Origin of the sequence: Salmonella sp. SG203, from assembly GCF_013350575.1 — a bacterium.
GTDB lineage: Bacteria > Pseudomonadota > Gammaproteobacteria > Enterobacterales > Enterobacteriaceae > Salmonella > Salmonella enterica.
On record NZ_SNMT01000003.1, the window covers coordinates 67,543 to 92,201 of the forward strand.

General features: G+C 52.3%; 20 protein-coding genes. 4 read left to right on the forward strand and 16 right to left on the reverse strand.

Annotated elements, in window-relative coordinates; translation table 11 throughout:
• Positions 1-43: 43 nt before the first annotated feature.
• From yjcO to HV477_RS06350, 6 genes are all read right to left on the reverse strand, one after another.
• Positions 44-733, reverse strand: a complete 690-nt coding sequence (gene yjcO / locus HV477_RS06325; protein WP_000771454.1) for a Sel1 family TPR-like repeat protein YjcO — start codon at positions 731-733, stop codon at positions 44-46.
• 176 nt (positions 734-909) lie between these two features.
• Positions 910-3,057, reverse strand: a complete 2,148-nt coding sequence (gene fdhF / locus HV477_RS06330) for a formate dehydrogenase subunit alpha (protein WP_077906127.1) — start codon at positions 3,055-3,057, stop codon at positions 910-912.
• A 354-nt stretch (positions 3,058-3,411) separates the two neighbouring features.
• The gene (gene lpxO, locus HV477_RS06335; RefSeq protein ID WP_000457035.1) at positions 3,412-4,320 is read right to left on the reverse strand and encodes a lipid A hydroxylase LpxO; all 909 of its coding nucleotides are present in this window, start codon (positions 4,318-4,320) and stop codon (positions 3,412-3,414) included.
• A gap of 257 nt (positions 4,321-4,577) precedes the next feature.
• On the reverse strand, positions 4,578-5,012 hold the full coding sequence (gene phnO, locus HV477_RS06340; protein ID WP_205317971.1) for an aminoalkylphosphonate N-acetyltransferase: 435 nt from the start codon (positions 5,010-5,012) through the stop codon (positions 4,578-4,580).
• A 151-nt stretch (positions 5,013-5,163) separates the two neighbouring features.
• Entirely contained in the window at positions 5,164-5,607 is a 444-nt protein-coding gene (yjdN, locus tag HV477_RS06345; RefSeq protein WP_001131304.1) for a VOC family metalloprotein YjdN, read from the reverse strand.
• Between the two features lie 119 nt (positions 5,608-5,726).
• Positions 5,727-6,062, reverse strand: a complete 336-nt coding sequence (locus tag HV477_RS06350) for a zinc ribbon domain-containing protein YjdM (RefSeq protein WP_000056482.1) — start codon at positions 6,060-6,062, stop codon at positions 5,727-5,729.
• Positions 6,063-6,529: 467 nt separating this feature from the next.
• On the opposite strand from HV477_RS06350, the gene proP reads away from it, so the two are divergent.
• Both proP and pmrR read left to right on the forward strand, forming a co-directional pair.
• Positions 6,530-8,032, forward strand: a complete 1,503-nt coding sequence (gene proP, locus HV477_RS06355) for a glycine betaine/L-proline transporter ProP (RefSeq protein WP_000919710.1) — start codon at positions 6,530-6,532, stop codon at positions 8,030-8,032.
• Between the two features lie 69 nt (positions 8,033-8,101).
• Entirely contained in the window at positions 8,102-8,191 is a 90-nt protein-coding gene (gene pmrR, locus HV477_RS06360) for an LpxT activity modulator PmrR (RefSeq protein ID WP_000844399.1), read from the forward strand.
• 7 nt (positions 8,192-8,198) lie between these two features.
• Here the strand turns inward: pmrR and pmrB are convergent, their stop codons facing one another.
• From pmrB to melR, 7 genes are all read right to left on the reverse strand, one after another.
• The gene (gene pmrB, locus HV477_RS06365) at positions 8,199-9,269 is read right to left on the reverse strand and encodes a two-component system sensor histidine kinase PmrB (protein WP_001212189.1); all 1,071 of its coding nucleotides are present in this window, start codon (positions 9,267-9,269) and stop codon (positions 8,199-8,201) included.
• Positions 9,270-9,278: 9 nt separating this feature from the next.
• Positions 9,279-9,947, reverse strand: coding sequence for a two-component system response regulator PmrA (gene pmrA, locus HV477_RS06370; RefSeq protein WP_000697899.1), 669 nt, complete (start codon positions 9,945-9,947; stop codon positions 9,279-9,281).
• Entirely contained in the window at positions 9,944-11,587 is a 1,644-nt protein-coding gene (gene eptA / locus HV477_RS06375; protein ID WP_000919290.1) for a phosphoethanolamine transferase EptA, read from the reverse strand. Before eptA ends, pmrA begins: the two co-directional genes overlap by 4 nt.
• A 133-nt stretch (positions 11,588-11,720) precedes the next feature.
• Complete coding sequence (adiC, locus tag HV477_RS06380; protein WP_000093130.1) at positions 11,721-13,058, reverse strand: arginine/agmatine antiporter; 1,338 nt, start codon at positions 13,056-13,058, stop codon at positions 11,721-11,723.
• A 139-nt stretch (positions 13,059-13,197) separates the two neighbouring features.
• Positions 13,198-13,959, reverse strand: coding sequence for an AraC family transcriptional regulator (locus tag HV477_RS06385; protein ID WP_001217074.1), 762 nt, complete (start codon positions 13,957-13,959; stop codon positions 13,198-13,200).
• Between the two features lie 297 nt (positions 13,960-14,256).
• A complete protein-coding gene (adiA, locus tag HV477_RS06390) occupies positions 14,257-16,524 on the reverse strand; it encodes an arginine decarboxylase (RefSeq protein WP_001542850.1) in 2,268 nt (755 codons plus the stop codon).
• A 232-nt stretch (positions 16,525-16,756) separates the two neighbouring features.
• Positions 16,757-17,689, reverse strand: a complete 933-nt coding sequence (melR, locus tag HV477_RS06395; RefSeq protein ID WP_079898747.1) for a transcriptional regulator MelR — start codon at positions 17,687-17,689, stop codon at positions 16,757-16,759.
• A gap of 268 nt (positions 17,690-17,957) precedes the next feature.
• On the opposite strand from melR, the gene melA reads away from it, so the two are divergent.
• Complete coding sequence (gene melA / locus HV477_RS06400; protein WP_020437593.1) at positions 17,958-19,313, forward strand: alpha-galactosidase; 1,356 nt, start codon at positions 17,958-17,960, stop codon at positions 19,311-19,313.
• Between the two features lie 83 nt (positions 19,314-19,396).
• On the forward strand, positions 19,397-20,827 hold the full coding sequence (gene melB / locus HV477_RS06405; RefSeq protein WP_000028070.1) for a melibiose:sodium transporter MelB: 1,431 nt from the start codon (positions 19,397-19,399) through the stop codon (positions 20,825-20,827).
• A gap of 97 nt (positions 20,828-20,924) precedes the next feature.
• Here melB and fumA read toward each other — a convergent pair whose 3' ends face one another.
• The 3 genes from fumA to HV477_RS06420 form a co-directional block, all read right to left on the reverse strand.
• Complete coding sequence (gene fumA / locus HV477_RS06410; RefSeq protein WP_000037202.1) at positions 20,925-22,571, reverse strand: class I fumarate hydratase FumA; 1,647 nt, start codon at positions 22,569-22,571, stop codon at positions 20,925-20,927.
• 95 nt (positions 22,572-22,666) lie between these two features.
• Positions 22,667-24,007 (reverse strand): anaerobic C4-dicarboxylate transporter DcuB, encoded by a 1,341-nt coding sequence (gene dcuB / locus HV477_RS06415; protein ID WP_000899149.1) that lies wholly within the window; start codon positions 24,005-24,007, stop codon positions 22,667-22,669.
• A gap of 146 nt (positions 24,008-24,153) precedes the next feature.
• A complete protein-coding gene (locus tag HV477_RS06420; RefSeq protein ID WP_001576548.1) occupies positions 24,154-24,420 on the reverse strand; it encodes a hypothetical protein in 267 nt (88 codons plus the stop codon).
• Positions 24,421-24,659 lie beyond the last annotated feature (239 nt).

Here is a 24,659-nt window from a genome sequence, read left to right on the forward strand (position 1 = left end):
GCTTATCAGGCCTACAACGACTACGTTCATCCGGCAATAAACATCAGCCATTTGTTAGCGTTTCGAACTCTTCGCAACCGGTATCAAACCCTTCCAGACAGCTTAGATTCAACCAGTGCAACGCCTTCTGCTTGTTCTTTTCAATAAAGCCCGGTTCACCGTTTAAAAACATCATTCCCGCCCAGTATTCTGAATAGCCGGTACGGGAAATAGCGGAACTGCGTTTGAAATACCAGGCGGCTTTTTCATCATCGGCGGCAATGCCCACGCCGTTGGCGTAAATCAGGCCAAGCAACATTTGCGCATCCACCGCGGAGTCGTTATCCAGATCTTCAGAGGCCTTTTGCAGCAGCGAGATGGCTTTTGGGTAGTCCGGGCGCCCGGCCTGGGTGTTGACCAGGATCCGCGCCAGCGTAATTTCTCCCGCTTTACTGCCCGCGTTAGCCGCCTTTTCAGCCAGCTTTTTCGCGTCGGGATAATCCAGGCTTACCGGATTAGTGATTTTGATTTGCGCCAGCAGCGCGCAGGCGTCGGCGTCGCCACTGTCGGCGGCTTTTTGCGCCCAGTATTCAGCTTTGTTCAAATCGCCATAGCTCAACCAACTGTCGGCCAGAAAATATTGCGCGCGTCTGTCACCTGCCTCTGCTGCCTGCAAATACTGGCTACCCGGCTCAGGATCTGCGGCATGGGCAAAGAATGTCATAAACAACATCAATGCAAGAAGTAGTTTCATTTTGAATTTTATTTAGGGTACGGAAAAGACAGTATAAAGAGATCGTATGGATAAAAAAACAGCCTCCGGGTGGAGGCTGTTATAGGGAAAATGCCTGATGGCGATGCTAATGCATCTTATCAGGCCTACAGTAGACGCAGGCCGAATAAAGCATTCTGATGCCGCCATCCGGCAGATCAACCCATTGCGCTTTCGCGCAGGCGGGTTTTCAGCTTGTTGTACTCATCAATCACATACTGCTCGGCGGCTCGCTGATCGGCGATCGGCTCAACGCGTACGGCGCAGTATTTGTACTCCGGCGTTTTGGTAATCGGGCTGAGGTTTTCAGTCACCAGCTCGTTACAGGCGCCAATCCACCACTGGTAGGTCATGTAAATCGCCCCTTTGTTCGGGCGATCGCTGACCTGCGCGCGGGTGATGATTTTACCTTTGCGCGAATGAACCCACACCAGCGCTTCATCTTCAATGCCCAGACGCGCGGCGTCGGCGGTATTGATTTGCGCATAGCCCGGTTCATCGGCCAGCGCGGCCAGCGCCGCACAGTTACCGGTCATTGAGCGGCAGGAGTAGTGGCCGACTTCGCGCACCGTCGACAGTACCATCGGGTACTCTTCGGTGAGTTTATCGATAGGCGCTACCCAGTCGCAGGTGAAGAACTGCGCCAGACCGTTGGGGGTATCGAACTTCTCTTTAAAGAGGTACGAGGTTCCCTGATCGGCATCCGACGTGTCGCGGCACGGCCACTGGATATAGCCCAGCTCGCCCATTTTCTCGTAAGTGGCGCCGTAGAAATCCGGGCACAGATGACGCAACTCATCCCAGATCTCCTGGGTGTTGTTGTAGTGCATCGGATAGCCCATCCGGGTGGCGATTTCACTGATAATCTGCCAGTCGGTTTTCAGGTCCCACTTCGGCTCAACGGCTTTAAAGAAGCGCTGGAAGCCACGGTCAGCCGCAGAGAAGACGCCTTCATGCTCGCCCCAGGAGGTAGAGGGTAAAATCACATCCGCCGCCGACGCGGTTTTGGTCATGAAGATATCCTGCACGATGACCAGTTCCAGATCCTCAAACGCTTTACGTACTGCAGAGAGTTCCGCATCGGTTTGCAGCGGATCTTCACCCATAATGTACGCCGCGCGCACTTCGCCATGCGCCGCACGGTGCGGCAGCTCGCTGATGCGATAGCCGGTATGCGCAGGCAGACTTTCTACGCCCCAGGCTTTAGCGAACTTCTCGCGGTTTTCCGGGAACTTAACGTACTGGTAGCCCGGATAAGTATCCGGCAGCGCGCCCATATCGCACGCGCCCTGAACGTTGTTCTGGCCGCGAACCGGGTTAACGCCCGCGCTTGGCTTGCCGAGGTTGCCGGTCAGCATCGCGAGGCTGGTCAGTGAACGCACGGTTTCCACACCCTGATAGAACTGGGTGACGCCCATACCCCACAAGATCGCTGCGCTTTTCGCGCTGGCATACATCCGCGCCGCCTGACGAATTTCCTGTGCGCTCACGCCAGTGATCTCTTCGACGGACTCCGGCGTATAGCCTTCGACAATCTTACTGTATTCTTCAAAACCTTCGGTACGGCTGGCGACAAACGCTTTGTCGTACAGGTTTTCTTCAATAATGACATGCCCCATGGCGTTGAGCAGCGCGATATTCGAGCCGTTTTTCAACGCGATATGCATGTCAGCAATGCGCGCGGTTTCAATTTTGCGCGGATCGCAGACGATAATTTTCGCCCCGTTGCGTTTAGCGTTAATTACATGATTCGCCACGATAGGGTGGGAATCCGCCGGGTTATACCCGAAGACGAACACTAAATCAGTGTTATCAATTTCGTTAATCGCATTACTCATTGCGCCGTTACCGACCGATTGGTGCAGACCTGCAACCGATGGGCCGTGTCAGACGCGAGCGCAGCAGTCAACGTTATTGGTACCAATAACGGCGCGTGCGAATTTTTGCATTACATAGTTGGTTTCGTTACCTGTGCCGCGCGAAGAGCCGGTGGTCTGGATAGCGTCCGGACCGTACTTCGCTTTGATCGCGCTCAGGCGATCGGCCACGTAATTCAGCGCTTCATCCCAGGAAACAGATTCCAGTTTGCCGCCACGCTGGCGACGGATCATTGGGGTTTTCAGACGCGGGGTCAGGATCTGGGTATCATTAATAAAATCCCAGCCATAGTAGCCCTTCAGACACAGGGTACCCTGGTTGGTTTTCCCCTGCGCCGCCTCAGCCCGGACGATTTTGCCGTTATCGACCACCAGATTGATTTTGCAACCTGATGCGCAATACGGGCAAACCGTGACGACTTTTTTCATCGGTTTCGCTCCAGTTAATCAAATCGCGCATACGCGCTGTCGCCCTCAGTATGCATGTTTTATGCCACTTTTTTAGTATGGGCTTTCCCTGATATTACGGGCGAATTTTGCTCAAAACCCTGACGAAAAACAGGCTATCGTCAGTTTTGACGTGTCGAAAGAAAATGCCGCATGACATTTATTATGGGGAGAAACGCTGAGCGCAGGCCAGATAAGGCGGAGCCGCCATCCGGCAATCTGCTCTGCCTGAAGTGGAAATTACCCGGATGGATAGACTCAAGGCCAGGGAACGCGTTGAGACTAACGCCAGGATAGAACAGGCCGCGGCAGGCAGTTCCATACCGCGGCCCGGCTTCAGAGGAGGCTGAAAAGGATTATCGCGGCAAAAATAGCGGCAATAACGAGATATTTCAGTGCGTAATAGAGAGTGCGGTTTTTCTTTTTCAGCCGTTGCCCGGCATCGCGTGCTGCGTGAACGTATTTAAAGATGCGATTAATCGCACCGGTGCGATCGTTCTCGTCGTTTGGCGAACTGGCGGCGGACATCAACGATGCGCCGACCCAGTGGTTTACGCTCTGCGCCCAGCGCCATTTCATTGGGCGCTCAATATCGCAAAAGAGGATAATACGCGTCTGCTCAGTTTTATTTTCCGCCCAATGAACGTAGGTTTCGTCGAAGATGACGGCTTCGCCGTCGCGCCAGCTATGGCGCTGTCGATCAACTTCAATAAAACAGCGGTCGTCATTCGGTGTGCTTAATCCAAGATGGTAACGTACTGAACCGGCATAGGGGTCGCGATGTTTTCCCAGATAGGCTCCGGGAGGCAACTCGGCGAACATCGCCGCTTTAATAGAGGGGATGCTGTTGACCAGCTTTGTCGTTATCGGGCATAACGTTTCCGCCGACGGGTGGGCATCGGAATACCATTTAAGGTAAAACCGTTTCCAGCCGCGCTTGAAAAAGGTGTTGAATCCGGCGTCGTTATTGGACTGCGCGGCTTTTATGTGATGCTGAAGCCGTAGCGCCTCTTCACGAATCACCTGCCAGTTTTCCGTCAGCTTCTGCAGCTCTGGAAATGCCGTGGTATCAAAGTACGGCTGCTTTGCCGGTAACGTTGAGAAGCGAGTCATGAACATATTGATCGGCGCCATAAACGTCGAGTGGTCAAAGAGTTGACGGGAAAGTTTTTGTTTTTCCACACCGCGTGAATGCGCATAAATGACGCTGATAATAAAAATACCGATAATGATTGCTGCGAACATAACGTCACTGTCCTTCTAAGAAAACCTCATCCCGGGATTTTCAGGCAACCCTCCCGGTGATGCCAAAGAGAAAAGTGTAGTTCGTTGACAATAAATTTACATTTCTACAACTTAAAAGGGCCATTTTTGCTAAAGAAGCGAGTCAGCCCGTTTAACCTTTATCCAGGCTTGCCGACAGTAGAATTGAGATGGCTCCGCTACTTCACCCGGTGACGGCTGATTACGTTATGCCTTATCTCCTGATGACGGCTGCCCGATCACAATGCTTTGGTAAACCGAAAATGACTTTGCTTGTAACCTTCGCGAAGATAAAAACGGTGTGCATCGCGGCGTTTAATATTTGTGGAAAGCTCCGTTAGCTCGGCACCAGCCTGACGTGCTTCTTCTTCTGCCCAGGCCAGAAGCTGACTGCCAATTTTTTGTCCCCGCATCGGCGGTAATACCACCAGCTCCTGAATTTCGCCAATCCAGTTGGCATGATGGAGATGAAACTGCATATGCAGGCTGATCATGCCGACCACCTCTCCGTTGCGCAGCGCTAAACGATAATGAATGTTGGGGTCCAGTAAATTAGCGGCGAATCCATCCCTGAAAGCCTGATAATCAAGCTCATTTTTAAGTAACTCACAGATAAGCGCGTAAACAGAATCGGTATCCTCTGTTGTCGCGTGGCGTAATTCACAGACTGGCATAACGTCCTCCCGACGCCTCATCAGGATCAACCATCTTTCGCCAGACTGTAGCAAACTACCGTCATGATTTATTCTATGGCAGCTAAACGGCGGATAACGTGCAGCCAAAGATCACTCTGATGTCAAGGGGGAGGGCGAGCCTCCCGGGGAGTTAGGTGGCAGGCTGATGTTTAACCACGTTAATCATCCACGGCACACCGAAACGATCGCTGACCTTGCCGAAACCCTGTGCCCAGAAGGTCTCCTGCCAGTCCATTTCGATTTTCCCTTGTGCGGCAAGGTTATCAAACCAGCGCTTCCCTTCTGCTACATCCTGGGTATCAAGCACCAGCGTAAAGCCGGAATAATGCGCCGTTCCCGACGGGCTGGCATCACTCATCATGATATCGCTGCCGGCAATGCGCATGTTGGCGTGGGCGATAGCTGTATCGGGAAAGCGCATTCCTGACGGGCAACCCTCTTCGTTATCCGCCGCCGAGGGGGGCATTTCACCGAAGCTGAGTTTATAAAGCAGTTCTGCGCCTAACGTTTGTTGATAATACGCGATGGCGTCGGCACAGTTGCCGGCAAAAGAGAGATAGGGACTTAACGGCATGATGGTTACCTCAGGTAAGAGATGCTCGTTAAGTGTAGTTCGAAATTGGCACAATATTGTCGGTGGCAGGGCCGCTCAGGCCCGGTAAGCAAGGCGCTACCGGGCAATGACACGGTAAATCAGTTCTTTTTCACGAACTCGGATTTCAGTTTCATCGGGCCAAAACCATCGATTTTGCAGTCGATGTTATGGTCGCCTTCAACCAGACGAATGTTCTTCACTTTGGTGCCGATTTTCAGCATGGAAGAGCTACCTTTTACTTTCAGATCTTTCACGATGGTGACGCTATCGCCGTCTGCCAGCAGGTTGCCGTTGGCGTCTTTGACAATCAGCTCATCGCTCTCCTGAGCGGGTTCCGCATCGTTCCATTCGTGAGCGCATTCCGGGCAGATGAACATGCCGTTATCTTCGTAGGTATATTCGGAGTTACATTGCGGGCAGTGGGGTAATGACATGTTGATATCCTCAAAAAGTCAGCGGGGGCAAACGCGCCCAAAAATGGCAGATCGCCGAAAAAGGCCGCAATTATACACAAAATCCTTAGCGTTGTCGGGACTATTGCCGCTTTTATAAAAGGGTCTGCGCCACGCCAGTCAGCAATGGTTTACACTCGAATAACCGCTTTTTTACTGTCACCACAGCGCATTAGGGCGTCCTTATTTACACCTTTTGACCGAATTGACATATATGTGTGAAGTTGATCACATATTTAAACCCTGTTAGGGTAAAAAGGTCATTAACTGCCCATTCAGGCGTCAACAGGTTCGGTTGTACAGTCCGTAACCGGACAGTGTAAGTAAACCTGCTACGCTTGTATGAGGGATAGCGTTCGCGCCCCTCCCTCCGCTCGACGGCGACGCTGGCGCGGTATGCCAGTGCCCGCCGTATATAGCGCTACAGGGCTTAGCCTATGAGGACAGCTATGCTGAAAAGGAAAAAAATAAAACCGATTACACTGGGCGATGTGACCATCATTGATGACGGTAAACTTCGCAAAGCGATTACCGCCGCCTCGCTGGGCAACGCGATGGAGTGGTTTGATTTTGGTGTTTATGGATTTGTTGCCTACGCGTTGGGTAAAGTCTTTTTCCCCGGCGCCGATCCCAGCGTTCAAATGATTGCCGCGCTGGCCACGTTTTCCGTTCCCTTCCTGATTCGTCCGCTCGGCGGGTTATTCTTTGGTATGCTCGGCGATAAATACGGGCGCCAGAAGATCCTGGCGATCACGATTGTGATTATGTCGATCAGTACCTTCTGTATCGGGTTAATCCCCTCTTACGCGACGATCGGTATCTGGGCGCCAATACTGTTGTTGCTGTGTAAAATGGCGCAGGGCTTCTCGGTTGGCGGGGAATATACCGGCGCGTCGATCTTTGTCGCGGAATATTCGCCGGATCGTAAACGCGGATTTATGGGAAGCTGGCTGGATTTTGGTTCCATCGCCGGGTTCGTGCTGGGCGCGGGCGTGGTGGTCTTAATCTCGACGATTGTCGGCGAGGAGAATTTCCTGGAGTGGGGCTGGCGTATTCCGTTCTTTATCGCCCTGCCATTGGGAATTATTGGTCTCTACTTACGCCATGCGCTGGAAGAGACGCCAGCGTTTCAGCAGCACGTGGATAAACTGGAGCAAGGCGACCGCGAAGGGTTGCAGGATGGGCCGAAAGTCTCCTTTAAAGAGATTGCCACCAAACACTGGCGTAGCCTGTTGTCATGTATCGGTCTGGTGATTGCCACCAACGTGACCTACTACATGCTGCTCACCTACATGCCGAGCTACCTGTCGCATAACCTGCACTATTCTGAAGATCACGGCGTGTTGATTATCATCGCCATTATGATCGGGATGCTGTTTGTGCAGCCGGTGATGGGGCTGCTGAGCGACCGTTTCGGTCGTCGTCCGTTTGTGATTATGGGCAGCATTGCGCTGTTCGCGCTAGCGATCCCGGCCTTCATCCTGATTAACAGTAACGTTATTGGCCTGATTTTTGCCGGTTTGTTGATGCTGGCGGTGATTCTGAACTGCTTTACCGGGGTGATGGCCTCGACATTGCCGGCGATGTTTCCGACGCATATTCGTTACAGCGCGTTGGCGGCGGCTTTTAATATCTCTGTATTGATTGCCGGTCTGACGCCAACGCTGGCGGCCTGGCTGGTGGAAAGCTCGCAGGATCTGATGATGCCGGCGTATTATTTGATGGTCATCGCGGTGATAGGCTTGATTACCGGTATTTCCATGAAAGAAACGGCCAATCGTCCGTTAAAAGGCGCAACGCCAGCGGCGTCGGACATCCAGGAAGCGAAGGAAATTCTGGGCGAGCATTACGATAATATTGAGCAGAAAATCGACGACATCGATCAGGAAATTGCGGAGCTGCAGGTCAAACGTTCGCGTCTGGTACAGCAACATCCGCGTATCGATGAATAAATTTCGCGCTTAAGGTTCGCTTAATCTCTCGCGGGCATACTCTCCTCCATACCTTTGGAGGAGAGCGTCATGAAAAGCTATATTTATAAAAGTTTGACGACCCTGTGTAGTGTGCTGATTGTCAGCAGTTTTATCTATGTGTGGGTCACGACGTATTAAACGCCTGTTATGCCTTTTTCAACAGCACCCAGGCACGGGTGCCTGTTCTTTCCGTACGGTTTTGCAGGAAAAACTGTCCCTGATGTAGCTGGGTGATGCGGCTGACGATACTCAGCCCCAGGCCAATTCCGCCATAACGGCTGTCCATCCGCACGAACGCTTCGCTTAGCTTCCCGCATTTGCTTTCATCAATACCCGGCCCCTCGTCTTCGACCGCCATAATAGCGTCGGGGTCGGCGCTAATGTGGATAGTGATATGGGTTCCTTCAGGGCTATAGCGATGCGCGTTTTCCACCAGATTTCGCAGCAGCATACGCAGTAACGTCGCGTCACCGCGCACTACCACGTCCGCCGCGCTTTCCGGCAGCAACAGAGTTTGCTGGCGCGTTTCCAGCATGGTGTTCAGCTCATCGTAGGAGGGGAGGATCACATCTTCCAGCAGTTTTACTTCCTGATAATTCCCGGAAGAGAATGACTGGCCCACGCGCGCCAGTTGCAGAAGCTGGGAGACGCTATCCATCATCTGGTCAAGACGGGCGATAAGCGGCGCGACATCAACATTGTGGGTTTTTGACAATAATTCCAGATGCAAACGCACCCCCGACAGTGGCGTGCGTAGCTCATGGGCCACATCGGCGGTAAAAAGGCGTTCATTGTCGAGCGTGGTGGTCAAACGCGTAACCAGTTGATTGATCGCCGAGACGACGGACTCAATCTCAAGCGTGGAGCTGTGAATGGCGATTGGCGCCAGATTATCCGCCGTCCGCGCTTCCAGCTCTTTTTGCAGTTCGGCGAGCGGACGGGTAATACGCCGTACCGCCTGGTAACAAATTAGCAGCGTCAGGCTAACCATAAATACGCCGGGGACGATCAGGCTGGCGACCGCCTCGCGAATTTCGTGCATGATATGGCGATCGTTATTGCGATTATCCCGCAGCGCCTGCTCGAACAATTGGATTTGCTCAGTGCTTTCATGCCATAACCAGAAGGTACTGATTAACTGGAACACCAGCAGAATAAGACCAATTGTCAGCATTAAACGCTGGCGAAGGGTCATCGCTCTTCGCTGAAAACGCATCAGGCTCACTTAGCTTTCCTCAGTGGCAACCAGCATGTAGCCAAACCCGCGAACCGTGCGAATGCGCGACTTGCCGACTTTGTCGCGCAAATTATGTATATGCACTTCCAGAGTGTTGGTCGAGGGTTCGTTATCCCAGTTGTAGATATCGTTATAAAGAATTTCCCGGTGCACCGGACTGCCTGCCTTGAGCATCAACCGTGAGAGCAACGCGTACTCCTTAGGCGTCAGGGTCAGTTCCTGTCCATCCCTCCATGCCTGATGGCGGCCTATATTGAGCGTCAGATTGCCAACCGTCAGTTCACTTTCACCCTGGTTATTATGGCGGCGCAGCAGCGCGCGGATGCGGGCGTGCAACTCCTCCAGGGCGAAGGGTTTAACCAGATAATCATCTGCGCCGACATCCAGCCCGGTAATGCGGTCATTGAGCGTATCGCGGGCGGTCAGAATGAGTACCGGCAGGGTATATTTTTTCTGTCGGATTCGCGTCAGGAAATGCAGGCCATCCTCATCGGGCAGCCCTAAATCCAGCACCATCAGACTGTAATGACCAGACTCCAGACTATGCTCGGCGGCACGCGCTGTCGAAACGCCATCACACGCATAGCCTTCGGTTTGCGCGGCGAGTATTAACCCCTGTAATAATAGCGTGTCGTCTTCAACAATCAGTATCTTCATTCGCTTAGTCTCCTGCACGGTTGCAGAATATCATCTGCGGCCTGGTAATACGTCGTTTGTACGCCGGTTAATCCCAGCATGGTTGAGAAAAGATTGTCCTGTGAATAATCCAGCGTGCTCGCCCGTTTTTGCAGGCAGGCCTGATCCACCTGATAACGCTGTTGATAATCTTTAGAAAGCCAAATGAGCATCGGGACATGTTTTTGCGTATCCGGCGCAATGGAATACGGCAGACCGTGTAAATAAACGCCATTTTCACCCAATGATTCGCCGTGATCGGAAAGATAGACCAGGCTGGTGGTGAATTTATCCTGATGAGATTTCAGCAGGTTAATGGCTTTATCTACAATATAGTCCACGTACAGCACGGTATTATCATAGGTGTTGATCAACTGCTGTTGGGAACAGTTCTGAATTTCGTTAGTGTCACAGGTTGGGGTAAATTTTTTAAACTGCGGTGGATAACGGTTGTAATAGGTTGGGCCGTGGCTGCCGATGGTATGTAATACAATAACGCCATCGCCTTTCAAATGGTCGATATAGTCTTCCAGACCGTGAAATAACACTTCATCGTAGCACTCGCCGTCGATACATTGTCCGGGCAGGTTTAGCTCGGTGACATTTTGATGCGGAACGCGATCGCATGCGCCTTTACAGCCGCCGTCATTATCATTCCACAGTACGTTAATCCCCGCGCGCTGGATAATATCCAGTAGCCCTTCCTGGTGATGCGCCAGCTCTTCGTCATAATGTTTGCGCGGCATATCAGAAAACATGCAGGGAACGGAGATCGCGGTCGCCGTACCGCAAGAGGTGGTATGCGGGAAGTAGATCACATCGTCTTTCGCCAGCCGCGGATTGGTGTCGCGCGGATAGCCGCCAAGAGAGAAATCATCGCCGCGCGAGGTTTCGCCAACGATGAGAATCGTCAGGTTTTTGCGATCGCCTTTCAGCATTAATGGATTGCGATGGGCATCCTCGCCAATGCGTACCAGCGGCAAATTCGCCAGCCGTTGATGCGAATACCATGACCAACTGGCGACAATACTGTTCGATGGGCTTAACGCTTTGATCAACTGTTTATTATTTCGAAATAGCGAGGCGTAATCTTTATAGAAAAAGGCGGCGACCAGAATAACTAATAAAATAGAGATCAGGACGCTGGCCAGGCGGTAAAGCCCGCTCCGTAAGCGCGGCGTCGCCGGACGGATTTTGACCCAGAAGGCAATCACGGCTGCCAGAACGCCGCTTAATCCCAGAGTCAGCACCATTTGCGGCGTCATCAGCGCAAAGGTTTCCGCGGGCGTGGTATCCATCATATTGGCGATCATGGAGCGATCGATGATGATGCCGTAAGTCAAAATAAAATACTGCGCGGCAGCGCCGACCAGAATAAAAACGCAGGCCAGCAGTCGGTTTAGCCAAATAAATGAGGCCAGCGTCAGCACACTATTGACCACGCTAAACGCGACGACCGGCATGGAAATAAACACCAGCACATTGCGCAGCGAGTTTAACGGTAGGTCTTGTAGTACCTGCTTGTAGAACGCAATGTTCAGGCAGACGGCAATATAAAAGGAAAAAAGCAGAAGCCAGGCGATTTGCCCAAGAACAGGTCTTTTAAGAAAGCGCTTTAACATGTTGATGCGTCCATCGATTCGGTGACGCTAATCGTGACAAAGTAAAATTAAGTGAACCTTAAGAACTTAATGTTGGTGGCGGCCGGATAACCTGCGCTATCCGGCCTGTTGCGATAACATTAACTACACGTGGTCAATCCTGTTTAACCGGCGCATCCAGCGGATACGGGTTTTTGTGAATGCGGTTGTAGTTCAACGCATACAGCGCGGTGATCACCATCAACGTGACGAACGACCACATCACTTCTTTGGCGCCGGAACCGATGACCGCCCAGATGCAATACACAAACGCGACGAAGGTGATCAGCAGATACAGCGGGCGCGCTTTACCAAAGTGACCGTGGCCCAATAGCAACAGCGCGGCACAGGTGTAAAGATAAGGCACCAGGGTGAAGATAACCGACACGGAGGAGACCAGACCAAACTCTTTCGCGGCGTTCGGCGACATACTGCTGAACTGGAAGATAGTCATCAGCACGCCGACGATAAGCAACCCAGCCACTGGCGTACCGGCTTTATTAACCCGCGCGAAGATCGGCGGGAAGAGACCATCGTCCGCCGCCGCTTTTGCGGTTTGACCGGCAAGCAGCGTCCAGCCGCCGAGAGAGCCCAGGCAACCTGCTGCCGCACAGAAGGAAACAATAGCCCCTGCGGTATCGCCCAGCGCCATACGCGCCGCGTCACCGAAAGGCGATGCCGATACACGCAGCGCCGCGTTGGGGATCATCCCCATAATCGCCGTTGTGGAGAGCACATAGCAGACGGCGGCGATCAGTACCCCGCCGATGGTGGCGATAGGCACGTTGCGTTTCGGGTTTTTGACCACACCGGCCGCAACGGAGGCGCTTTCTACCCCGATGAATGACCATAGCGTGACGTTCAACGTGCTTTGAATCGCGCCGAAGGTATTCATGCCGCTCACGTTCCAGGCCGCCATATAGGTTTCGCCTTTAAACCAGAACCAGCCGAAGACCGCAATCCCTACGATAGGCACCAGCGCCAGTACGGTGGCGACGGCCTGTACGCGGGTAATCATTTTCGGCCCGACGATGTTCAGCAGCACAAAAATCCACAGCACCGCGACGCAGGTAAGCGTTAATACCAGCGGATCTTTCAGAATTGGGAAGAAATAGCTCAGATAGCCGACGCCGATAACGACCATCGCGATATTACCGATCCAGCATGCCAGCCAGTACAGCACGTTCGTTTGATAGCCCAAAAACGGCCCGAAGCAGCGGCGTGCGTAGGCATAGGAACCGCCGGGACTGGGATCTAAGGACGACATTTTGGCATAAACCATCGACAGCGCCAGGGCGCCGATGATAGTGACCAGCCATCCGTAGATTGCAATCCCGCCAGTGGCCGCCAGGTTGGCAGGGAGTAAGAATACCCCTGAACCCATAATATTCCCCGATACCATTAAGGTGACGGGGATTAGGCCCACTTTGTGAGCATCAGCATCCGAAGACATAATTTGGACTCCTGAAAAGGTGACTTCGTTACGATAAATTACGTCGTATCATACCCCCTCAGAATGCCGCTGAATTATGTCGGAGACGGGTTATCGCCAATGCTGCTATTATCGTGTCTTATCGTTGAGTGTATAAAAATTAGGCAGCCGATCGTTCCCGATGTTGGCTAACATAATGCAGGGGGGTCATACCATAAAACTCTTTAAACACGGAAATAAAATACGATGTGCTGTTATACCCACACAGCTGTGAGACTTGAGAGATATTCTTTCCGTCCATTAATAATTGGTTTACGGCATAACGCATTCGGCAGGTCGTGATTATTTGGCTATAACTGGTATTCTCGTTTTTGAGCTTTTTCTTTAACAAGCTTGGACTCAGGCACAGGCAGCTGGCAACGGCGCTCAGATTCCAGTCTTTATGAATATCGCTCTGAATGATGTGGTAAACGCTGTCACTGATGCGGCTGCGTAGCATGTGCATTAACAAAGAAATAAATTTTTTGTGGTCAAGAAAGCGGGATAAAACGGTGAAAAGGAGCGCACGGGTACGTTCACTAACAATTTCATCCGGTGCTTCCATCGCGCTGTAGCGGGCGGCGACCCTGAAGATATCCGGCGTCAGACAGTTGGCGGTCAATAAGGGATCGGCGTTGCGTTGCCAGACGGGAAGGTGTGAGAGATCTTTATTCAGGAATTGTAAATAGTCTTTAATATTATTGCGACTCACTTGTATTACTAGCACGCTATTTAATGATGAAATGTCAATAACGTTATTTTCACAAGCCAGAATGGCCATATGATTCGCTTTTAAGCTGATTGGCTCCTTACCATTTACTCGTAACCATGTATCTTTTTCGGTTAATAACACTATGCAAGGTTCGTTGCTGCAAATCCTCATACCCGAACTCCTGGAATATGAACATAAAATACCGGATCTCGCCAAACGGGAGAGATAACGGGGACTGAGTCAATTGTGTGATGAATTGAAACTGCACTAAAATAACTTTCCTGAATAATATTACAATATTTGTACGATGAATTAGGGTGTACAAAAAGTTGTACGCGAGTGGAAACTTGTCATTTTTGTATAAAAAAAGCGCGGGATGGGGCCCGCGCAAAAAGGTATGACAGTATTATTGTTTTGCAGCAATACTCAGGGAATACATGCCATCCTCAAAAAAAAGACTCTTTGTGATTAGGCTTTCACGCACATAACGTGATATACGCCATCAATAATTTCCGTGCCTTCGGTTTCATGCTCAAAGCCAGGGAAGTGATGATCCCAGGATTGCAGTGAGCGTAAGTAACCCACCTGCGGACTGTTTTCATCGCCAAAGTTTTCGCCGGAGAGCAGCATCGGGATGCCTGGCGGGTAAGGAATAACGGAGTTCGCCGCAATGCGACCCGGTAGATTTTCAATCGCCACCATTTCAATATTGTTGTTCACAATCGCGTTGTAGGCGTCGCGCGGGGTAATCTCCGCAACCGGCAGGGTGGAATAGGCGGCGTTGAGACGGGCGCCCGGGTTATTTTCACGTAGCCAGGCAAACATTTTATCGCCCAGGTCATGAATACCCATGTTCGCGTAAGTGTCAGGATAATCCTGCACCAGTTCCGGCATCACCTGCGCCAGCGGCGTATTCGCGTCGTAATGATGTTTGAAGGAGCACAGCGTGTTGATCAGCGTTCCCCATTTCCCGCGAGTTACCCCCATAGAGAACAGGAACATAATCTGAAAGTCGGTGGTGCGGGTCGGCACGATACCGTGGCGGCCAAGCCATGCTGTGACCAGCGCAGCAGGTACGCCGGATGCTTCCAGTTCGCCATCGTCGCCCATACCCGGCGCCAGGATACTGACTTTAATCGGGTCCAGCATACTCCAGTTATCCGGCAGGTCTTTAAAGCCGTGCCAGGTTTCCCCGGGGCGCATGACCCAGCAGTTCTGGTCAGTGGCTAGCAGTTTTGCCGGCGCGTCGGCGAAGTCATACGTTTTACCGGTTTGTGGATCGGTGACGACGTCCTTATTCCACGGTTTAAAGAACCAGTCGCCTTCATCGGTAAACTCTTTATAAAGACGCGCCATCGCCTGACGGAAATCAACCGCTTCGTCAATCACCTCTTGAGTCAGGGACAGGCCGCTGTTACCGTCCATCATCGATACCGCCACATCGTTGGATGCGCAGATGGCATATAACGGAGAGGTGGTGGCATGCATCATATAGGCCTGGTTGAAGCGGGAGAAATTCACCGCGCCACGGCCTTCACGGACGTGAATGTAGGAAGCTTGTGAAAGCGCATTCAGTAGTTTGTGCGTGGAGTGGGTGGCAAACACGGTCGGACCGTTATGGTCGCCTGGCTCGCCGCGCATCGCGTAGTGATCGCAATAAATCGGGTTGAAGCGCGCATAGCCGTACCATGCTTCGTCGAAGTGAATGCGATCGCTGGTTTTTGCCAGCAGATCCTGCGCCTCTTTGGCGTTATAGCATACGCCGTCATAGGTACAGTTGGTCACCACGCTGTAAGACGGTTTCTGTCCGGCTTTGGTTTTGGTCAGCGGGCTGGCGCTGATTTTTTTCTGCAAGGTTTCAGGCTGCATTTCCTGCGGGTAGATTGGCCCGATAATGCCGTAACGGTTACGGCTTGGCACCATATATACCGGTTTGGCCCCAGTGAGGATCAGCCCCTGCTCGATGGATTTATGGCAGTTACGATCCAGTACAACGACATCATTATCCGTCATACAGGCCTGCATAATAGTACGGTTAGAACCGGAGGTTCCGACAACCACGGACCAGGAGCGGTCAGCACCGAATACGCGGGCGGCGTTTTTCTCGCTTTCGCCAAACGCGCCGGTATGGTCGAGGAGTGAACCGAGCGTGGTACGCTCAATCCCCATATCGCTGCGGAACAGGTTTTCGCCATAATAATCGTGATAAAAGCGACCGGCAGGCGTTTTAGTGAAACCGACGCCGCCCTGGTGTCCCGGCGCCGCCCATGAATATTCATGAATGTCGCTGTATTTCATCAACGCGTTAAACAGCGGCGGTAACAGTTGCTGGCGATACCGGGTCATGGCGGCAACGGCGCGTCCGGCGATAAAGTCAGCGGTGTCTTCCAGAATCCAGGCGAATTCATCGACAAGCTCCAGCAGGTCGCGGTCCAGCGATGCCGTCGCTTTTTCCCTGTCGCCTAACAGGAAAACGGGCACGTTTTGCTGACGCTCGTGAAGCTTACCGATCAATTGCCTGACGCTCAGGTGCTCATCCGGTTGTTCCATTTGGTAGCTAAACATCAGACAGTCAATGGCTTCGTTCGCGGACAAGATGGCATAGCCGTCATCGAAGGATGTCGATTTAATGACGGTAACATTTTGTTGGCTCAAGGCATCTGCCAGACGCTCAACCGCGTTGCCAACCCAGGTGTCCTGATGCAGAAACTCACTTTCAACAATTAATACTTTCATCATCTTTTACCCGGTTGTGGAGGCCGTGCAATTTACGCCTTGCCGACCCGCCGTATGAATGTGACGTGGGCAAGTATTACCCCGTCAAATAGGGGGTGTAAAGTGATGGAATAATGGTCAGTTATTAGTATTATTGTTTAATAAACAAAGGGTTAATTATTGATGGCGAGCGATTTCACCCGCCGTTTATCGACAGGTGAATTATTTTTTTGGCTGATAGTGGTATCCGGCTTTAGCCGGGCATCGTCTGGCGTCGTTGCTGGCTTAGCTGGCGGTATTGTTGCGGCGACATACCGACAAATTTGCTAAAAGTACTGTAAAAACGGCTGCTGGATCGGAACCCGGCAGTCAGAGCGACATCGAGGATCGTTTTGTCAGTATCACTCAATAAGGCACGTACGTGATTGATGCGCATCGCCGTGATGTACTGCTTCATCGTCAATTGCATAACCCGCTGGAATATCCCCATCGCGTAGTTAGCATTGAGTTTGACATGCTCCGCGACGTCGTTAATGGTTAGCGCCTGATCGTAGTTATCGGCAATAAATCCCAGCATCTGGCTTACGTAAAACTGCGCATGGCGTGAGACGCTATTCTTGTGGGTGCGTGATGTTTTATTGAGCAAAATGGGCTGCCAGCCGGAAAGGCTAAAGCGTTTAAGCATCAGGCCGATTTCATCGATCGCCAACTGGCGAATTTGCTCATTCGGGCTGCTTGTTTCCTGCTGCCAGCGCAACACTTCAAAGGTGCTAAGCTGCTGGGTCGCCAGTGATTTAACCACCATCCCGTGCGTGACGTGGTTGATAAGATCGCGATCCAGCGGCCAGGAGAGAAACAGGTGCATCGGCAAACTGAAAATCGCCATCTGGCGGCAGTTGCCGGGGCGGGTAAGCTGGTGTGGCGTACAGGCCCAAAACAGGGTGATATGCCCCTGCTTTATCTGCACGACTTCATTGTTGATTAAATACTCCACATCGCCGTCAAACGGAACATTCACTTCTACTTGTCCATGCCAGTGACTGCTGGCCATTCTGTGCGGCGGCCTCAGTTCAACGTCCAGTCGTTGATATTCGGAATAGAGCGACAGCGGGCTACGGGTTTGCTTTTCATCGCCGTTGCACATGTGCGGGTCGGGCGGGAGGAGGGATATTGCTTGCGTACTCATCGTCACTCCATTTCCTGAATTATCAGAATTATGCCCCTTTAGCCGGGAGGAAACCGGGAATCCGGACACAGAATCCGTCGATATTGTAGAGCGTAGCCTGACTATCAGGCCGAATACTCTGCTTTTTACGCCATTTTGTCCCAAAAACTCAGATCTCCCGCGCGCCAGCATACGATCTGAGTTTTCGGGAATGCTCATCGGGGAAGACGGAGGTTTTCACCGGGAACGCGTGCCACCATGAAGGTGTTCACTACTGTTCTGGAGAGTCATGATGACGGCACCCAAAATTACCTTTATCGGCGCAGGTTCTACGATTTTCGTCAAAAATATCCTCGGCGATGTGTTTCACCGCGAGGCGCTAAAGTCAGCGCATGTCGCCCTGATGGATATTGACGAAACCCGGCTGGAAGAGTCGCACATTGTGGTACGGAAACTGATGGACTCAGCGGGCGCTTCTGGCCGGATTACCTGCCATACCCACCAGAAAGCGGCGCTACAGGATGCGGATTTCGTGGTGGTCGCCTTTCAGATTGGCGGCTATGAACCCTGCACCGTGACCGATTTTGAGGTTTGTAAGCGTCATGGCCTGGAACAGACGATCGCCGATACGCTGGGGCCGGGCGGCATCATGCGCGCGCTGCGGACCATCCCGCATCTGTGGCGGATTTGCGAAGACATGACGGAAGTCTGTCCGAAGGCCACCATGCTCAATTACGTCAACCCGATGGCGATGAATACCTGGGCGATGTATGCCCGTTATCCGCATATCAAACAGGTCGGCCTGTGCCATTCGGTACAGGGAACGGCGGAAGAACTGGCGCGCGACCTGAATATCGATCCCACCTCGCTGCGCTACCGCTGCGCCGGCATTAACCACATGGCGTTTTACCTCGAACTGGAGCGCAAAACGGCTGACGGGACTTATGTCAATCTCTATCCTGAATTGCTGGCGGCCTATGACGCCGGACAGGCGCCGAAGCCCAATATTCACGGCAATGAACGCTGCCAGAACATTGTGCGCTATGAGATGTTCAAAAAGTTGGGCTACTTCGTCACCGAATCATCAGAGCATTTTGCCGAGTACACGCCGTGGTTTATTAAACCGGGACGCGAAGATCTGATTGCGCGCTACAAGGTGCCGCTGGATGAATATCCGAAACGCTGCGTAGAACAACTGGCGAACTGGCATAAAGAGCTGGAGGAGTATAAAACCGCCGAGCGTATCGACATCAAACCGTCCCGCGAGTACGCCAGCACCATTATGAACGCTCTGTGGACCGGCGAGCCGAGCGTGATTTACGGCAATGTGCGTAACGAGGGGCTGATTGATAACCTGCCGCAGGGAAGCTGCGTGGAAGTGGCTTGTCTGGTGGATGCCAACGGCATTCAACCGACGAAGGTGGGGACGATCCCTTCCCATCTGGCGGCGATGATGCAGACCAACATCAACGTGCAAACGCTGTTGACCGAAGCCATCCTCACGGAAAACCGCGATCGCGTGTATCACGCGGCGATGATGGACCCTCATACCGCAGCGGTGCTGGGTATCGAAGAAATCTATGCGTTGGTTGACGATCTGATCGCCGCGCATGGCGACTGGCTTCCGGCCTGGTTACGCCGTTAATCTCCAGCCGCGCTGGACGGCAGATCCGGCGTTTAACCTCTACTAACAGAAGGCGGGCGCTGGTAACAGCGACCCGGTACCCTATGAGCATCTCTCTGACAACAAAGCTGAGTTACGGGTTCGGTGCGTTTGGTAAGGATTTCGCCATCGGCATTGTGTATATGTACCTGATGTATTACTACACCGATGTGGTGGGACTCTCGGTCGGCCTCGTCGGCACCCTCTTTCTGGTCGCGCGAATCTGGGATGCGATAAACGATCCCATCATGGGCTGGATTGTCAACGCCACGCGTTCGCGGTGGGGGAAATTTAAGCCGTGGATATTGATCGGCACCTTAACCAATTCGCTGGTGCTTTTCCTGCTGTTCAGCGCTCATCTTTTTGAGGGAACCGCGCAGGTTGTGTTTGTCTGCGTAACCTACATCCTGTGGGGCATGACGTATACCATTATGGATATCCCATTTTGGTCGCTGGTGCCGACCATTACGCTTGATAAGCGAGAACGCGAACAACTGGTGCCGTTCCCGCGTTTCTTCGCCAGTCTGGCTGGCTTCGTCACTGCCGGTATAACGCTGCCGTTTGTGAACTACGTTGGCGGAGCGGATCGTGGGTTCGGCTTTCAGATGTTTACGCTGGTGCTAATTGCGTTCTTTATCGCCTCGACTATCGTGACATTACGCAACGTCCATGAGGTGTACTCCTCCGACAACGGTGTAACGGCGGGCCGCCCACATCTGACGTTAAAAACGATCGTTGGATTGATATACAAAAACGATCAGCTCTCTTGCCTGTTGGGAATGGCGCTGGCGTATAACATTGCCTCCAATATTATCAATGGCTTTGCGATCTACTACTTCACCTATGTGATTGGCGATGCCGATCTTTTTCCCTATTACCTTTCTTACGCCGGCGCGGCGAATCTGCTGACGCTGATTGTCTTCCCCCGGCTGGTGAAAATGTTATCGCGGCGGATATTGTGGGCGGGCGCTTCCGTGATGCCCGTTCTGAGTTGCGCAGGGCTCTTCGCGATGGCGTTGGCGGATGTCCATAATGCCGCTTTAATCGTGGCGGCGGGTATTTTCCTGAATATCGGGACCGCGCTCTTTTGGGTGCTTCAGGTGATCATGGTGGCGGATACGGTCGATTATGGGGAATTTAAGCTCAATATTCGCTGCGAGAGTATCGCTTATTCCGTACAGACGATGGTCGTGAAGGGCGGCTCGGCGTTTGCGGCGTTCTTTATCGCTCTGGTGCTGGGGCTGATTGGCTACACGCCGAACGTGGCGCAGTCTGCGCAAACCCTGCAGGGGATGCAGTTTATTATGATTGTCCTGCCGGTACTGTTTTTCATGATGACGTTGGTTCTCTACTTCCGCTACTACCGTTTGAATGGCGACATGCTGCGCAAGATTCAGATCCACCTGCTGGATAAATACCGGAAAACGCCGCCATTCGTCGAACAGCCGGATAGCCCGGCGATTTCTGTGGTAGCGACCAGCGATGTAAAAGCGTGAGCATGTTCTCTCGTGCAGGCCGGATAAGCCGGATAAGCGTAGCGCCATCCGGCAATTAACCGATAACGCGGCCCGGGAGAACGCCGGGCCTGCCAGGTTATTTCGCGCAGTTAGCGCACTGTTTGCTGACAATCTGCTGGAAGAAATCGTTGCCTTTGTCATCCACCAGGATAAAGGCCGGGAAATCTTCTACTTCAATTTTCCAGATAGCTTCCATGCCGAGTTCCGGATACTCGACGCACTCCAGATGCTTAATGCTCTGCTGTGCCAGTACCGCCGCCGGGCCGCCGATACTGCCCAAATAAAAGCCGCCATGTTTTTTACAGGCATCCGTGACCTGCTGACTACGGTTGCCTTTCGCCAGCATGATCATACTGCCGCCGTGGGATTGCAGTAGATCGACATAAGAGTCCATTCGGCCTGCGGTGGTGGGGCCTAATGAGCCAGATGGATAACCTGCCGGGGTTTTTGCCGGACCTGCGTAATAGATGGGATGGTCTTTAATATACTGCGGCAGGTCTTCGCCGGATTCAATACGCTCTTTTAGCTTCGCGTGGGCGATATCGCGACCTACGATAATGGTGCCCGTCAGCGACAGGCGAGTCGAGACCGGGTACTGCGATAGCTGGGCGAGGATCTCTTTCATCGGACGGTTGAGATCGACTTTTACCGCGTCGCCTTCGCCCGCCTGACGCAGTGCTGGCGGAATATACTGGCCCGGATTGTGTTCCAGTTTTTCGATCCAGATGCCTTCGCGGTTGATTTTCGCTTTGATGTTACGGTCTGCCGAGCAGGAGACGCCCATCCCCACCGGACAGGAAGCGCCGTGACGCGGCAGGCGAATTACGCGAATATCGTGGGCGAAATATTTCCCGCCGAACTGGGCGCCGAGGCCAAGTTTTTGCGCTTCTTCCAGCAGTTCCTGTTCCAGGTGGAGATCGCGGAATGCCTGGCCGTGCTCGTTACCTTCCGTCGGCAGCGCGTCGTAATAGTGGGTGCTGGCGAGTTTAACGGTTTTCAGCGTGCTTTCCGCCGAGGTGCCGCCAATGACAAAGGCGATATGGTATGGCGGACAGGCCGCGGTGCCCAGCGTGCGCATTTTCTCAACGAGGAAGTTTTTCAGCTTGCCTGGGGTGAGCAGCGCTTTGGTCTCCTGATAGAGATACGTTTTGTTTGCTGAACCGCCGCCTTTCGCCACGCAAAGGAACTTGTACTCGTCGCCGTCGACGGCATAGAGATCGATTTGCGCTGGCAGGTTGCTGCCGGTATTGACCTCTTTGTACATATCCAGCGGCGCGTTCTGCGAGTAGCGCAGGTTATCTTCGATATAGGTATTAAACACGCCTTTGGAGAGCGCGGCTTCATCGCCGCCGCCCGTCCAGACGCGTTGGCCTTTTTTACCCATGATAATCGCCGTGCCGGTATCCTGGCAGGTCGGCAGAACGCCTTTGGCGGCGATTTCGGAGTTTCTCAGGAATTGCAACGCCACATATTTGTCGTTTTCGCTGGCTTCGGGGTCATGGAGAATGGCGGCGACTTGCTGCTGGTGTTCAGGACGGAGCATAAAAGACGCATCATGGAAGGCTTGCTGAGCCAGCAATGTTAACGCCTGCGGCTCAACGTTGAGGATAGATTCTCCATTGAATTCACTGACGCTGACATAATCGGAGGTGAGCAGATAATACTCTGTTTTGTCCTCTCCCATCGGGAAAGGCGCCTGATAGATAAACTCTTTTTTCGACATGTGCTTCCAGCCTAATAGTAAGAAAATGTATTAAGAGCCTCACGGGCCAGGCTCTAAGTCGCGCGCCGCGCATAACCGGGCGGCGCGCGCGGCCATTACAGGAATCCGTACATTGCGGCAAAGATCCAGCCAAAGACGCAGGAGACGCTCACGCCAATCAAACCCGGCAGAATGAAGCTGTGGTTAATGACGAAGCGGCCAATACGGGTTGTGCCGGAACGGTCAAACTGAATCGCCGCCAGATCGCTTGGGTAGGTCGGCAGGATATAGTAGCCATAACATGCCGGCGCAGAGGCCACGATATACGCCGGATCGACACCGATAGCCAGCGCGACGGGAACAATCGCCGCCAGCGCCGCCGCCTGGGAGTTAACAAACTTGGAGACCAGAAGCAGAACGATGGCATAGGCCCACGGATACTCTTTGACCATTTCGCCCAGCACGCCCTGAATTTCCGACATATGCGCGCCGAACATGGTTTCCGCCATCCAGGCGATCCCGTATACCGCGACAATCGCAATCATACCGGAACGAAAAACTTCGTTTTTTGAGATAGACGCAGGATTGGTTTTGGTCAGGATGATAATGAGCGCCCCGGTCAGCAGCATGAACATCTGAATGACCAGCACCATCGACAACGGTTTGCCGCCGAAGGTTGGACGTAAGTCGGAGTCCGCGCCCAGGAGAGCGACCACGGCAATCGCCGCCAGGAAGATCCACATCGCCAGCCAGTTGCTTTTCGGCAGTTTTTTATCCAGCAGCGTCGCGGTATCGCCGTACACGTACTGACGGTTTTCCGGTACGGAAATAAATTTCTGAAACGCTTCGTCTTTATCCAGATCTTTACCGCGGAACCAACTAAAAATACCGATTGCCAGGATACCGAGCAGGGTAGACGGGATGGTGATCGACAGCAGATCGAGGAACTCCAGATGTTTTCCGTCAAATGTCACGTTGCCCAGCATCGCTACCAGAGAAACCACGGCGACGGAAACCGGACTGGCGATGATGCCCATTTGCGCGCCGATAGAACTGGCCGCCATTGGACGTTCCGGACGGATATTATTCTTGATCGCCACGTCATAGATAATCGGCAAAATGGTGTAGACCACGTGGCCTGTCCCACACAGAATCGTCAGGGTACAGGTGACGAACGGCGCCACAATAGAGACGTATTTGGGGTTGCGGCGCAGCAGCTTTTCGGCAATCTGCAACATCACATCCAGTCCGCCTGACGCCTGCAACGTTGCCGACGCGGCGACTACCGCGATAATGACCAGCATTACGTCAACGGGCGGTTTACCTGGCTGGAGATGGAAAACAAACACCAGAATGACCAGACCGATACCGCCCAACAACCCGAGCGCGATCCCGCCCTTTCGGGCACCATAAAACAGACATATTAATATTATGAGAAGCTGTATACTAAATAACATTTTTATTTATCCTCGCGATAAACCCAGTCAATTTTGATAAATGGATCACAGCCATCTTCTGATTTGTGTGAATGAGCATCAGGAAATGGCGAATATTCAATGCGCCAGTGGCGACGATTAACGATTAAGCTTTTTACAGAGTTGCTTTAAGTAATTATTTTCTTGCGATAGTGATGTTCAGAGGGGCGTACCCTCTGGCGATGGGCAGGTGGAGTCAGCGAGAGCAGTAAATTATGATTTGTCTGTTTTAAAAACAGGCGTTTATTATTTAATTTTTGTGTCTCGCCATCAGGTAAATCACGAGATAAATCGAACAGAATGTGACTTATGTGATCATTGTCACGCCATTTTTTTAAATTATTAGTATGGCGTGTGGAGACGCGTATCTGCTCACCAATATACGTATTGTCCATAGGCGTAGCACAAGCTCCATTGCTACAAACATAATTTTATTTAAGTGTCAGGAAAATTCCGGACAAATCCCTTTTTTAATAAAAATACACACTCTCGGCATGGGATAATACTTAATTAACTTTTGTTAGCGTTTTGAAATTAAAAACAGCGCAGAGCGCTGTAATAATAGAAAATAACGTTAACAGGCCTGGGGTGAGTATATTTGATCTGACACAATTTCCCAGGTTTGTTATTAATG

What these genes read in the sequence shown, in the direction of transcription:
- yjcO (WP_000771454.1), bottom strand. Translation starts at nt 733, where the DNA reads ATGAAACTACTTCTTGCATTGATGTTGTTTATGACATTCTTTGCCCAT.
- lpxO (WP_000457035.1), bottom strand. Translation starts at nt 4,320, where the DNA reads ATGTTCGCAGCAATCATTATCGGTATTTTTATTATCAGCGTCATTTAT.
- phnO (WP_205317971.1), bottom strand. Translation starts at nt 5,012, where the DNA reads ATGCCAGTCTGTGAATTACGCCACGCGACAACAGAGGATACCGATTCT.
- yjdN (WP_001131304.1), bottom strand. Translation starts at nt 5,607, where the DNA reads ATGCCGTTAAGTCCCTATCTCTCTTTTGCCGGCAACTGTGCCGACGCC.
- HV477_RS06350 (WP_000056482.1), bottom strand. Translation starts at nt 6,062, where the DNA reads ATGTCATTACCCCACTGCCCGCAATGTAACTCCGAATATACCTACGAA.
- proP (WP_000919710.1), top strand. Translation starts at nt 6,530, where the DNA reads ATGCTGAAAAGGAAAAAAATAAAACCGATTACACTGGGCGATGTGACC.
- pmrR (WP_000844399.1), top strand. Translation starts at nt 8,102, where the DNA reads ATGAAAAGCTATATTTATAAAAGTTTGACGACCCTGTGTAGTGTGCTG.
- pmrB (WP_001212189.1), bottom strand. Translation starts at nt 9,269, where the DNA reads ATGCGTTTTCAGCGAAGAGCGATGACCCTTCGCCAGCGTTTAATGCTG.
- pmrA (WP_000697899.1), bottom strand. Translation starts at nt 9,947, where the DNA reads ATGAAGATACTGATTGTTGAAGACGACACGCTATTATTACAGGGGTTA.
- eptA (WP_000919290.1), bottom strand. Translation starts at nt 11,587, where the DNA reads ATGTTAAAGCGCTTTCTTAAAAGACCTGTTCTTGGGCAAATCGCCTGG.
- adiC (WP_000093130.1), bottom strand. Translation starts at nt 13,058, where the DNA reads ATGTCTTCGGATGCTGATGCTCACAAAGTGGGCCTAATCCCCGTCACC.
- HV477_RS06385 (WP_001217074.1), bottom strand. Translation starts at nt 13,959, where the DNA reads ATGAGGATTTGCAGCAACGAACCTTGCATAGTGTTATTAACCGAAAAA.
- adiA (WP_001542850.1), bottom strand. Translation starts at nt 16,524, where the DNA reads ATGAAAGTATTAATTGTTGAAAGTGAGTTTCTGCATCAGGACACCTGG.
- melR (WP_079898747.1), bottom strand. Translation starts at nt 17,689, where the DNA reads ATGAGTACGCAAGCAATATCCCTCCTCCCGCCCGACCCGCACATGTGC.
- melA (WP_020437593.1), top strand. Translation starts at nt 17,958, where the DNA reads ATGATGACGGCACCCAAAATTACCTTTATCGGCGCAGGTTCTACGATT.
- melB (WP_000028070.1), top strand. Translation starts at nt 19,397, where the DNA reads ATGAGCATCTCTCTGACAACAAAGCTGAGTTACGGGTTCGGTGCGTTT.
- fumA (WP_000037202.1), bottom strand. Translation starts at nt 22,571, where the DNA reads ATGTCGAAAAAAGAGTTTATCTATCAGGCGCCTTTCCCGATGGGAGAG.
- dcuB (WP_000899149.1), bottom strand. Translation starts at nt 24,007, where the DNA reads ATGTTATTTAGTATACAGCTTCTCATAATATTAATATGTCTGTTTTAT.
- HV477_RS06420 (WP_001576548.1), bottom strand. Translation starts at nt 24,420, where the DNA reads ATGGACAATACGTATATTGGTGAGCAGATACGCGTCTCCACACGCCAT.